The organism is Robertmurraya sp. FSL W8-0741 (assembly GCF_038004005.1).
In the GTDB taxonomy this organism is placed as follows: Bacteria; Bacillota; Bacilli; order Bacillales; family Cytobacillaceae; genus Robertmurraya; species Robertmurraya siralis.
In genome coordinates, this window is record NZ_JBBOQG010000001.1 from 4,478,277 (window position 1) to 4,490,230 (window position 11,954).

The window sequence follows — 11,954 nt, forward strand, 5'->3', positions numbered from 1 at the left end:
AAAGTTTGTATTGGTTTTGTAAAAAGCGTTACATACAACTCTTTTACCAGCTAATGCTAGCTCAGAGATTTTTGGAAAGTCAGTTGTCGGAGATTGCGGGAGTTTTGGTTGGGATTGCACTGGTCTATGTATTGACTACGTGCATTTTCACGGGGGAGGATTCACGTTTGCGCTGGAATTGCGCGGGTTTCTGTGTTGATTGCGCTTGTTTTTGCATTAATTGCGCCGATTTCCACTTGGATTGCCCACGTTTCCACATTGATTGCGCCGATTTCCACTTGGATTGCCCACGTTTCCACATTGATTGCGCCGATTTCCGCATTATTGCGAAAGATTGACTCGGTTGCGTGGAGCTGCATTCGCATTGCGCGCATTTCCGCATTAAGTGGCATAATCTCATTCTTTCTTTGCAGTTAAGGCTTAGAACCATATTTGCGAAACGACTTATCCGAACGCTATCAGATTTCACATACTCTGATTCGCGGTAGAAAATAACATTAATATTCATCCGAAAAAAGGCAGCATCGTTGCTTACGTTGATCTTGAATCTGTCGAGCAGCTTATTTTCTTAAGAAGTAGATTGGAACAAGAAATTACGGGGGAAAAAAGGACCATCTTCCATTAAAGGGGTTGAATGAATTAAAAACAATTCTTGCCAAACAAAAAGGATGGTTTAGAGACATTTCTCCAGCTCGATGATGCTTTTCATAAAACTTTATATGATCTTGCCGGGAGAGGATTTCTATGGAATTTAATACAGCTGTTTCAAGTTCACTATATAAGATTCAGACGACTTAATATGCATCGAAAGACAAACTAGCAGAAATCCATAAAGAGCATGAATTGATGATTGGTCTTCTTGTCCAAGGCGAAGCAGAGAAAATTGCTGAGATCGTGCGTCATCACCTATAAGCAGATATAAACTCGCTAGATTTTCAGGAGCACTTTGGCGAGTATATTAAAAATTCCGAGTCTTTTTGACTTAAACCATATACGTCCTGAAAATACGGAGCAATCACCTTGACTGCTCTTTTTTTTGCAAGGAACTTAAATAATATAAGTGAAGCAGTCACTTCTGTAAATATTTTTCGAATACTCCAACACCTGCCCTGTTCTACGATCTATGCAGCCTGATTCTAAGCTTAACAGCGGTACAAGACTAGGGCATTTTAGCAGTTCTCTTTCCTTTTTATTCGGAAAAATGACAGTCAGCTTTGTTTTCAGCGCTTCAAAGTCGCTATAGCCCTGTTTTCGGAAAAATTGAAAAATGGAAGAAATTTCACTCCCTTCCCTTTTAATATTGGCAAAAACAGTTTGAGATAAATAGGAAGTATGCACCGCTATCGGGCAATCTTCTACAATGCGCAAGCGACTGATTTTATATACAACAGCATTTTTTCCAGCATTTAAAGCATGAAATATGGAAGTGTCGTAGGCAATCTCTTCACAAGCAATATTCCTTGTCTCAAAGCGATAATTCAGTTCTTGCATTTTTTCACTAAAGCTTACATCTCCTGTTAAAATGAGAGGAATTTGCAGCTTTTGATTTTGAACATAGCTCCCTTTTCCTTGTTTCGAAAAAATATAACCAAGTTCTTGCAGGCGCTCATAAGCTTTACGAACAACGATTCTCGGTACTTGATAATAATCTGCCAATTCATTTTCAGATGGCAGCTTATCATTCGGTTTATAATTTCCTTTTTGTATTTCCGAAATTAATGTATCAACCAATATTGCTTTTTCAGACAATTTGGCATATCCCCCTTTGAACGATCTAAAACGAGTATAACGATTCATTTTAAACTTCGTGTTACGCCCATGTTAATTTTATAAGGTAACTCTCGATAAGAAGCTCTTGTACAAAACAAAGCCCGTCGTTAGTTTATCTGCTCTTTTAAAGGCTTTGCCTGTATTAAAACAAAGATATCTGACCAGTACCGTTCCATATGTTCAACTTGAAGATGTGATTTTTTCATAAGTTCGGGAAAATTCCGATTACAATGACATCCAGAGATTTGTTTATAGACTGGATCTATTATTTTTTGAGCAAGGGAAAGCAACGGATTAGAGCTCAGGCCATGCTCCATCAGCAATACACGTCCTCCCTCACGGCACCAGCGGTTGAATTTTCGTAAAACGGCAATTGGGTCAGTATAGGTACAAAGAGAAAGAGTCGATACGATGCAATCAAAAGAATTATCTGCAAACGATAACTCTTCTAAATCCTTTGTCATAAACTCTGCTTTCACTTGAAACCTGTCTGCAGCTCTTTTTGCACTTTTTATCATCTCTGAACTAAAATCAACACCTGTTATTTCAACATTAGCCCGATTATAATAAGGAAAATTTGCCCCAGCTCCAACTCCCACTTCCAACACTTTTCCGTATGCATTTTTAATCAAGTCTTTTCTCCATCCTGCAATTCTGTGATGATGTTGATTGTTCTCATACATTTTTGCTTGTTTATCAAATTTTTTAATTAACCGATCTTTTTTCATTTGCTCCCACCTTCCATTCGTCCGTATCATTTTAAAAATTTTCAAAAAAATAAATGTGCACTAAGTTGTTGTGGATGGCATCCGTATTAAATAGGAAAAGCCCTAACTAATTAGGGCACACCATTTATTATACTTCACCCATGCTTTTTAATAAATGTCTCCATATCATTGAAATCCTCAAAGTGGGTTTCAAGCTTTTCTCTCGACCAGTTCCACCAAGCAATTTTTAATAGTTTTTCAGATAATTCTTGCGGAAATCTTCGCTTTAACGGTCTCGCTGGTATACCGACAACGATCATATACGGGGCTACATCTTTTGTTACTACCGCCCCAGAGCCAATAACGGCACCTGTTCCGATCTCCACATCCTTCATAATGATCGCCCCATGTCCAATCCAAACATCGTGTCCTATTTTCACTTTTTTGGTACGGCGCCAATCAAAAAAATCCTCATCGTCCTTATCATCAAGGCAATAGGCAATTTTTCGATAAGTCATGTGATGCTGCGATACCCGTTCCATCGGATGTTGGACAGGATTAATGCATACATGAGAGGCAATAGAACAAAATTTCCCTATTTCTGAATAATTAACAGTGACGCCGTCCATCGTATAAGTGTAATCACCAAAAGAAGATTCCACAATCTTATTATTTGCGCCTATTGACGTCCAAGCCCCAGCAAAGCTATCGATAATTTGGCTCGAGGGATCGATACTAGGTGTTGTCGACAATTTCCTTTCTTCGTTAGGCTGATAGATGAAAGGCATATTAAACTTTCAACCTTTCTTTCCGTAATTGTAGAGCATGCAATGTTTCAATGCCCGGACTTTTACTTCCAATCAGAACAGGCTTTTCCCCATACGCCCCATGAAAATCCGAGCCTCCTGTCATAACAAGATCATATTCCCCTGCCAACTGTTTTCCTTGCGCCTCATGCTCTTTATTATGAAGTGGATGCCAGACCTCTATCCCTTCTAGTCCGGCTTCCACCAATTCTGGAACAATTTCAAAATTTCCATATTGGCCTGGGTGGGCTAACACTGGAACACCACCTGCTTGTCGAATCATTTTAACAGCCTCTTTAGCATCAATATATTGCATCGGAATAAATGCAATACCTGGAGGTTTTCTATTAAATATTTTTTTATAAAGTGAACCATAAATAGAGTTCGTATATTTTTTCTCTATTAAAACCTGCATAATGTGCTGTTTGTATACACCCGTTCCTCCACGGGCAATCTCTAAACATCTTTCCCAAGTAATATCATACCCGCTATCTATTAGCCTTTGAACCATTTCCTTTGAAATCTCATGTCTTTGTTCTACCAGTGGACCGCAAACCGCCTCAATCGCTGCATGTCCGGGTTCAATAAAATAGCCCAATATATGAACTCTTCTCTCCCTTTGAAAGTCATAGCCTGACACTTCAATACCCGGAATAATTTCAATTCCATACTTCTTTCCCACTTTTCCCGCTTCTTCCAAACCTTTTGTTGTATCGTGGTTTGTTATCGCCAAATGACTTACATTTTGGAGTAAAGCCAACTCTAAAACTTCCTCAATGGATAGTGGACAATCCGAAATATTGGTATGACAATGAAATTCTACCTTCATGAAGGCTACCTCCTCTATATTTTTAATCTATTTAAACCGCATCCATGTCCCGACATCTTCTTAATTCAAGAATAACTTGGTACCAAGTACAAATGGTTAAGCAGAAGTTAAGTTCTTTTTAAGGGATTGTAAAAAAAGATTTCAATAGATCCTTTCATTTTTAGTTTGTAAAGCTAGAATATAGGCTAATTATGGGTGCTAAGTCTTACCTTATTTGTTGCTAATTTAGGCCGTTTTTACCGGAAATAATTAACAGAAAGTAGCATGGCTTTTTATATTCCATTAATAATCTGGATTTAAACTAAGGTAGTATCAAAAAAATCTACGTAATGAGGTGATTCTTTTGAAGTTCAAGAATTTATCATTAACATTGTTTGCAGCGTTACTTTTCACTGGAGTTCTAACAGGTTGTGCAGACCAAAATGAGGTTGATACAGAGGAGAATGAAACTGAAACACCTGGAGAAACTGAAACCGAAGAAACAAATGAGTAAAATATAAAGTGAGACCTTCCCATATGGAAGCGTCTCGGCCTGTCAACAAACGACATCGAGACCCTCGATGTCGTTTGTAGTTAAAATTCGTTGATTTCCGCTCCAGACACTTGCTTTTCCGGGGAGCATTCACCAATCATATTTGGCTCATTTTTGCTATAAAAGGTTCGTTGATTTTCCACTGATAGCACAGATCAATTTTATACCACCTTCTGTTTGGATAATTTTAGCGAGTTCAGACGAATGAAACGTTAAATAATGAACAAAAATAATGCCAGAAGCTTGACTGATTTCACTTACATCGCCTTCTTTTTTTGCATAATTCCCCAATTCTTTTCATTGTCGTTTGCAATAATTCCTACACATTACATCGAAAAGTTTGAAAAAATATAATAAAAAGAATGGATGCCTCTTTAATATTTTTATTCTTTTGGAAACAACGTTGACCAAAAACTCTTAAATGTCCAGCTTGATTCTTTACTTTCAATCTGTTTTTTATTCTCATGAGCTTTTTCACATAAGATTTGTTGACTATCAATCTCTTCTTCACCATCTGCTCTTTTCACATAATGATACTTTCCCGTTGAATCTTGTTCACGTGCTTTGCAATTGTCTCTAAGCATTAAATTTAAAATATCATGAATTCGCAGCTTCAGGTCGCTCTCAAGAATAGGAAAGAGAATCTCAATTCGATTTTCCATATTACGGGTCATTAAATCCGCAGAAGATAAGAACACTTTATTCACACCGTTATGATGGAAACCATAAATTCTCGTATGCTCTAAAAATGTGCCAACAATACTGCGTACCGTAATATTTTCACTAACCCCTTTTACCCCAGGGCGCAAGCAACAAATTCCCCTTATAATTAAATCGATTTTCACCCCAGCAATGGAGGCTTCATATAATTTCATGATGAGCGTTTTATCTGACAAAGAATTCATTTTCAAAATCATTTTCCCATTTCCAAATCGTTTATGATAAGCAATTTCCTCATTAATAAGCTCTATAAAAGCATCTCGAATCCCAAAAGGGGCAATAGCCAGATAATAAAACTTCGGTTTGACCATATAGCCACTTAGAAAATTAAAAAAATTTGTCGCATCTATCCCAATTTTATGATTGACAGTAAACAATCCCATATCTGTATAAACTTTTGCTGTTGCATCATTATAATTCCCCGTACCTAAGTGGACGTATCTCTGGATACCTCCATTTTCACGTCTCACAACGAGGGTAATTTTGCTATGTGTTTTCAAATGGGTCATTCCATAAATAACATGGCACCCTGCCATCTCCAATTCTTTAGCCCATTGAACATTATTTTCTTCATCAAATCGCGCCTTCAGTTCGACTAAAACCGTTACTTGCTTGCCATTCTCCGCAGCACGCTTAAGGCTGTTGATAATTGGAGAATCGCCGCTGACCCGATAAAGCGTCTGTTTAATGGCAAGAACATCTTTATCATCAGCAGCTTGTGAAATAAAGTCGATAACCGGTTCAAAAGAATCATACGGATGGTGGAGCAAAACATCACGCTGCTGAATAATTTGAAAAATATCTCCTTCCCCTTCTAAATCAGCAGAAGGTTGAGGGATAAAAGAGGTTCCAACTAAATGTTCGTGTGTAGCTTCAATGGTTTTTATAAACGAAAAAAGAAAGGTCAAATCAAGTGGTGCTTGTAAGGAATAAACATCATTTTTATGAATTTCTAACTCCTCGATTAAATAATCAATTACCTGCCTATCACTGCGCTGCTGTTGCACTTCTAACCGAACTGCCGCTCCCCACTTCCGTTTCTTTAATTCCTCTTCAATCTCATGCAGGAGATCCTCAGCTTCGTCCTCATGAATATTTAAATCTGCATTACGGGTTATCCGAAATGGAGTGGCAGATTTAACATTATATCCTAATAAAAGCTTGTTAATGAACTTAGCGATAATCTCTTCTAAAAGAACAAACACCCTTTCGTCGTTCTCTAATGGCAATTCGACATAACGATTGATAACAGCAGGAACTTGTACTATAACAAGATTTCCATCAAAAGGAAAATGCTTCTTTTTTTCAACTAGCTTTTCTTCAATCACAACAGCAAGATTAAGCGATTTATTTAAGAGCATTGGAAAAGGTCGATAGGCATCCACTGCCATAGGGGTTAATACTGGAAAAATCTGTTCATCAAAAAAATGCTCCAGAAAAGTTAACCATTGTGGTGAAACATCATCTATTGATACAAATTTGACACGTTCTTTTGCCAATAATGGCGTTAACCGATTCAGATAGGCATGGTCTTGTTTCTTTACGAGCGTATGAGTCAATTTAGAGATCGCAGATAATTGTTCCTTCGGAGTCAATCCAGCCTTATTTTCAGGCCTATTATAGCCTGCTTTCACTTGATCAAGAAGACCAGCCACACGTACCATAAAGAATTCATCCAAATTGGAACTAAAAATGGATAAAAACTTAAAACGTTCTAGCAAAGCATTCCGTTTATCCAATGCCTCTTCTAATACTCTATAATTAAAATCCAACCAGCTTAATTCTCTATTATTGTAATGATCAGGATTATTTAAATTTACTGCTACAGAGCTTTCATCAGCTGTTTGCACTAATCCCAACTCCTTTTTTCTTTCTAACATCATTACAGTACACTATTAATGTAAAAATTTTGTAAATTATATGTATTTTTTTGTTTATTTTTAGGCATGGTGATTTTTCTAGCATTTATATAGTTATAATAGTTAGATAATCATTTTTAAAGGAAGTGTTTTAAAATTGAAAAATAAAGTTGTAGCATTAATCGATATGGGCTCCAACTCTATTCGTTTAGCGATATATCAGATAGATTGCGTGGGTCATTATAAAGAGATCCAAAAAGAAAAAGTGGCTGCACGTCTTATTAACTATATGGAAAACGGCAAATTATCGAAAGAAGGAATCGAGCTTGTCATTACGACACTGAAAGATTTTCAAAGGACTATGAATTCACTGGAAATTGATGAACTGATTGCATTTGCGACAGCCGCCATCAGACAATCATCTAATCAAGAAGAAATCTTAACCGAAATCAAAAAACAAACGGATATTTCGATAAAATTGTTAAGTGAGTATCAAGAAGCTTATTACGGATATCTAGGTGTGATTGATTCCATTGAATTAAAGGATGGCATAACCATTGATATTGGCGGCGGAAGTACAGAAATTACCCTCTTCCACAAACGAAATTTAGTGGAATTTTTCAGCTTTCCGTTTGGCGCCGTTTCCTTAAATTCGAAGTTTGCTTTTGGGGAACAGGTTACAACAAAACAATTAGGGGAACTTCGAACATTTCTACTTTCGCAATTTCAAAATCTTCCTTGGCTTGCCAATGTTAACTATCCGATTATCGGAATCGGTGGAACGGCCAGAAATCTCGGAAGAATTTATCAAAAAGCACAGCATACAAACGAACATTCACTAACATTCGATGATATAAACAAAATCTTATTAGAGCTATCTTCATTATCCGTTGAGGAGCGTTCAAAAATCAAAGGGTTATCAAAAAAACGAAAAGACATTATTATCCCGGGAATTATAACATTTTTAACTCTAATGGAGGTTGTACAAACACGTCACTTTATCTTTAGCGAAAAATCAATTAGAGATGGAATTTTAAAGGAAAAGTTAAGTGTATCAGGTGAGCAGCATAATATCATTTAGTTGGGCCCGTCTTAACAGACTATGCAGAAGAAGTTGGAAATAGAAGAAATCCGGAACAAAAAGGAAACGAACCAGAAAACGCAGAGCGCAAATTTTTGTATACGAAGGAGCCCCCATCCCGTACACAAAAAATTGAATAACATTGTTTTGTTTTGGAGTAGATTCACACATGATAATGGGCTTGACTTCATGAGCACTCCATGCGGACACAGCTTTGCCTTTTTCGCCCGAGTTTGTCCTCATAGGCCTTTCATGAGGACATCGTTTTGCTTTTTTCACCAAGTGTGTCCTCATGGAACCTTCATGCGGACATGATTGCCTTTTTTTCACCCGAGTATGTCCTCTTGTGCCCTTCATGCGGACACGGCTTTGCTTTTTTCCTCTTGAGTTTGTCCTCATACGAGTTTGCTTTCTTCACTTAAGTATATCCTCATAGATACTTCATGCGGACATATTTAATAAGATCGGCAAGTTTGTCTGAATATTTTTTGTTCTATACAAAATAGAACAGATTTGTTATAATAAATATAGAACAGATTGGAGGAAGAATGATGATCATTCGAATTGAATCCGAATCAGACATCCCCATTTACTTGCAAATATCGAATCAAATTATTGAGGGTATAGCACGGGGATATATAAAAGCAGGGCAGGCGCTTCCATCTGTTAGGAGTTTTGCAGCTGACCTTGGCGTTAATATGCACACAGTCAATAAAAGCTATCATCATTTAGAACAAAAGGGCATTATTCGGATCGTTCCGAAGTCTGGTGCTGTGATTGCATCACCGCAGGATTTCAACGAGAGTACTATCAATAAACTTAAAGATGAATATAAGCATCTTATTGCTGAATCTTTAGTTATAGGAATGCCCACCATACAGATAACAGAGCTTGTTGATACTCTACTTGAGGAGTTTAAAAAAAGCAACGGGCAACTAAAATAATACAGGAGGTATTACGATGACTTTAACTATCTTTCTTTTTATCGCCATTATTATTGCCGGAATTCAAACAACGATTCCTTTTCTAGTAAATCGCTCCATCATTTTCGGAGTAACGATCCCTGAGAATTATTTGCGCAATGAGACGCTGCTCTCCTATAAGAAAAAATATTCACTGTTTGTAAGTGTGTTTTCGCTTATCCTTTTAACAAGCTACCTTTTATGGGCCCTCTTTCAACCGGTCACCCAGGAGCAAATTGTTTTGATTGGAACGTTCCTTGAGTTTGCGATTATTCTCTTTAGCTTTGCCCTCTATTTTTACTTCCATGGAAAAACCATGCGGCTGAAGAAAATAAATCAATGGACTGAAAACTTAAAGAACATCAAAGTCGCTGATTTATCAGCACGTGCTCATGATGAAATGCTCCCTTGGCAAGTGTACTTACTGCCAATGATAATTACGGTTGGCGTCATGATTTACACCACTATTCAATACGATTTACTACCGCAGCAAATTCCAACCCATTGGGGAGTAAACGGAGAACCAGATGCCTTTACTGAAAAAACAATGCTCTCAGTACTTCTTCTTCCTCTGACCCTTTTGATTATGCAGCTCATGTTTTTAGGTCTTCATGTAGGAACGAAGAAATCGGGCATTAAAGTAAACAGCGAAAGCACAGAAGTATCGCGACAAAGACAGCTTACCTTACGAAAATATTCAAGCTGGTTTATGTTTTTTGTCAGTATGCTTCTTACGATGTTGATCAGCTACTTTCAATTACAAACCATTCACCCAACTATTTTTTCTGCAACAGCCATGTTCTTGGTACCGCTAGGCTTCCTTATTCTTATCTTAGTAAGCGCTATTGTCTTTGCTGTCAAAGTGGGGCTATCAGATAAAAAAACAGCCCCGCAAATACAGGAGAAAATCGTCGACTCCAATGAGGATTCCTATTGGAAAGGTGGTCTCTTTTATTTCAACAAAAATGACCCATCGATTTTTGTTGAAAAACGGTTCGGTATTGGTTGGACAATAAACTTTGCTAATCCACTTGGTTATCTTATTGTCTTTCTGCCACTTATTGCGATTATTCTCTTTACATTTTTAGCGAAATAGTTGCCTGTTCGAAAAGTGTCAATATCATTGAAGCCATTATTCGCTATCTCCACTTCTTTTTTTGCTTGATGATCTTTAGGAAGAGCCGCTTACAAATTGGTCTCTTTGGAACATTCTTAAAGGGCACCCGAAAATCTCGGCTGCCCTTCTTCCATATCCCCCTATAAATATCCCTTCTCCATAAATTGCAGTAATTCACTTTCGGCAACAACGATGTCATCTTTCGCTTTAAGACTAATTTTCTCTGCTGCTTCTTGCGCTTCTTTAACCGCTGCTTTTTCATCGACAGTTAATATGACACCATCTTCGACTATAATTTTCCCATCAATAATCACCGTTTCCACTTCATTCCCTCTCGCAGAGTAGACTAGATTTGGCACAATGTTACGGATTGGACTTACGATAACTGGTGTTAAATTTGGTTGCTCCATATCGATAATGATTATATCGGCTTTCTTCCCTTTTCGTAATGAACCAATTTCGTGTTCTAGGCCTATTGCTTTCGCAGCTTCAATGGTCGCCATACGCATTGCCAGTGATGCCGGAAAAACAGTCGGATCACCGTATTTTACCTTATTCAATATGGCAGCAAACTTCATCTCGTTGAACATATTATTATTATTGTTGCCAGGTGCTTGATCAGACCCTAACGCACCAACACCGCCTGCTTGTAAAAATTTAATGATAGGGGGCACTAACCCGTCAATAATCCCAATGCTCCCCGCACAATAAATCATCGAGGCTCCACTTTCGGCCACGGCCACCGTCTCCTCATCATTTGCTTCCGTTAAGTGTACTGCAATAAGGCGTTCATCCAAATAATTAATTTCTGCTAAAAATGGAATCGATCTCTTGCCGTATCTTAATACCATTTGATTTATTTCCCGATCACCTTGAGCCAGATGCATATGTAACTTCGTATCATAGCTTTTTGCTATTTCACGTATTTCTAGCAGAAGCTCCTTCGACATCATATCAGGGCCATGAGGTCCAAACATAACCGTAATTCTACCATTTTCTCTCTCATGCCACTTTTCCATAAGCTCTAAATTGTTCTTTAATTTTCGCTCACCAATCGCCGGATTAAATGGATACAACTCTCCTACTGGTACTTTGCCAATGTCATGAGGAATTTCATTAATCATTTCTGCTAATCTTGCTCTTGCCCCGACTTTGACGTAATTATGAACAAGCTTGTTCATCGATTCGTCATAATCACAAAAAGTCGTCGTTCCTGCTTTCACTCCTTCTATAATATTAACGAGCGAGCCTTTCATCGCATCATCAACTGTAACATGTTTATAAAATGGCCAAAGCCCTTTTTGCATCCAATTATTGATATCCTGTGCTACTCCCCGCAAAATGGAAAGCCCTGTGTGAATATGGGCATCAATAAATCCTGGCATAACGACTTTTCCTTTTGCATTGATCATCCGTTCTGCCTGAATATTTGCAAGGATCTCATCCGTTCTGCCCACAGCGGCAATTAAATGATCTTTAATGGCAACAGCCCCATCTTCAATAAAACCGACACCTGGTCCTTCCATCGTTAAAACATGTGCATGCGTAATCACTAAATCTACTTTCAAAAT

General features: G+C 37.8%; 12 protein-coding genes. 5 read left to right on the plus strand and 7 right to left on the minus strand.

From position 1 onward, the window contains the following. Positions 1-161 precede the first annotated feature (161 nt). The gene (locus NST02_RS21850) at positions 162-392 is read right to left on the minus strand and encodes a hypothetical protein (RefSeq protein ID WP_340949788.1); all 231 of its coding nucleotides are present in this window, start codon (positions 390-392) and stop codon (positions 162-164) included. A 260-nt stretch (positions 393-652) separates the two neighbouring features. On the opposite strand from NST02_RS21850, the gene NST02_RS21855 reads away from it, so the two are divergent. Continuing rightward, positions 653-820 (plus strand): FCD domain-containing protein, encoded by a 168-nt coding sequence (locus NST02_RS21855; protein ID WP_235879407.1) that lies wholly within the window; start codon positions 653-655, stop codon positions 818-820. Between the two features lie 227 nt (positions 821-1,047). On the opposite strand, the gene NST02_RS21860 is transcribed toward NST02_RS21855, so the two are convergent. The 4 genes from NST02_RS21860 to NST02_RS21875 all read right to left on the minus strand — a co-directional run bounded on the left by NST02_RS21860 (position 1,048) and on the right by NST02_RS21875 (position 4,112). Beyond that, a complete protein-coding gene (locus NST02_RS21860) occupies positions 1,048-1,749 on the minus strand; it encodes a GntR family transcriptional regulator (RefSeq protein ID WP_095308847.1) in 702 nt (233 codons plus the stop codon). A gap of 128 nt (positions 1,750-1,877) precedes the next feature. After that, a complete protein-coding gene (locus NST02_RS21865) occupies positions 1,878-2,498 on the minus strand; it encodes a class I SAM-dependent methyltransferase (protein WP_095308849.1) in 621 nt (206 codons plus the stop codon). Positions 2,499-2,632: 134 nt separating this feature from the next. Continuing rightward, positions 2,633-3,265: an acetyltransferase gene (locus tag NST02_RS21870; protein ID WP_137742996.1), complete on the minus strand. Its 633-nt coding sequence runs from the start codon at positions 3,263-3,265 to the stop codon at positions 2,633-2,635. Between the two features lies 1 nt (position 3,266). After that, complete coding sequence (locus NST02_RS21875) at positions 3,267-4,112, minus strand: PHP domain-containing protein (protein ID WP_095308852.1); 846 nt, start codon at positions 4,110-4,112, stop codon at positions 3,267-3,269. A gap of 343 nt (positions 4,113-4,455) precedes the next feature. Here NST02_RS21875 and NST02_RS21880 point away from each other — a divergent pair, with 343 nt between their 5' ends. Next, positions 4,456-4,605, plus strand: a complete 150-nt coding sequence (locus tag NST02_RS21880) for a hypothetical protein (protein ID WP_170943546.1) — start codon at positions 4,456-4,458, stop codon at positions 4,603-4,605. 422 nt (positions 4,606-5,027) lie between these two features. Here NST02_RS21880 and NST02_RS21885 read toward each other — a convergent pair whose 3' ends face one another. Continuing rightward, positions 5,028-7,214 (minus strand): RNA degradosome polyphosphate kinase, encoded by a 2,187-nt coding sequence (locus NST02_RS21885; RefSeq protein WP_340949791.1) that lies wholly within the window; start codon positions 7,212-7,214, stop codon positions 5,028-5,030. Positions 7,215-7,380: 166 nt separating this feature from the next. Between NST02_RS21885 and NST02_RS21890 the strand changes: the two genes are divergently transcribed. The 3 genes from NST02_RS21890 to NST02_RS21900 all read left to right on the plus strand — a co-directional run bounded on the left by NST02_RS21890 (position 7,381) and on the right by NST02_RS21900 (position 10,362). Beyond that, positions 7,381-8,304 carry a Ppx/GppA family phosphatase gene (locus NST02_RS21890; protein WP_235879409.1) on the plus strand — a complete coding sequence of 308 codons (924 nt, stop codon included), beginning with the start codon at positions 7,381-7,383 and terminating at the stop codon, positions 8,302-8,304. Positions 8,305-8,855: 551 nt separating this feature from the next. Then, entirely contained in the window at positions 8,856-9,248 is a 393-nt protein-coding gene (locus NST02_RS21895) for a GntR family transcriptional regulator (RefSeq protein WP_095308855.1), read from the plus strand. A gap of 16 nt (positions 9,249-9,264) precedes the next feature. Continuing rightward, positions 9,265-10,362, plus strand: a complete 1,098-nt coding sequence (locus NST02_RS21900) for a DUF1648 domain-containing protein (RefSeq protein ID WP_340949793.1) — start codon at positions 9,265-9,267, stop codon at positions 10,360-10,362. 161 nt (positions 10,363-10,523) lie between these two features. On the opposite strand, the gene NST02_RS21905 is transcribed toward NST02_RS21900, so the two are convergent. Then, complete coding sequence (locus NST02_RS21905) at positions 10,524-11,951, minus strand: amidohydrolase family protein (RefSeq protein WP_340949794.1); 1,428 nt, start codon at positions 11,949-11,951, stop codon at positions 10,524-10,526. Positions 11,952-11,954 lie beyond the last annotated feature (3 nt).

Bases quoted from the DNA above. Each gene is read 5' to 3' on its own strand.
- NST02_RS21850 (WP_340949788.1), bottom strand. From the start codon at position 392: ATGCCACTTAATGCGGAAATGCGCGCAATGCGAATGCAGCTCCACGCA.
- NST02_RS21865 (WP_095308849.1), bottom strand. From the start codon at position 2,498: ATGAAAAAAGATCGGTTAATTAAAAAATTTGATAAACAAGCAAAAATG.
- NST02_RS21870 (WP_137742996.1), bottom strand. From the start codon at position 3,265: ATGCCTTTCATCTATCAGCCTAACGAAGAAAGGAAATTGTCGACAACA.
- NST02_RS21875 (WP_095308852.1), bottom strand. From the start codon at position 4,112: ATGAAGGTAGAATTTCATTGTCATACCAATATTTCGGATTGTCCACTA.
- NST02_RS21895 (WP_095308855.1), top strand. From the start codon at position 8,856: ATGATCATTCGAATTGAATCCGAATCAGACATCCCCATTTACTTGCAA.
- NST02_RS21900 (WP_340949793.1), top strand. From the start codon at position 9,265: ATGACTTTAACTATCTTTCTTTTTATCGCCATTATTATTGCCGGAATT.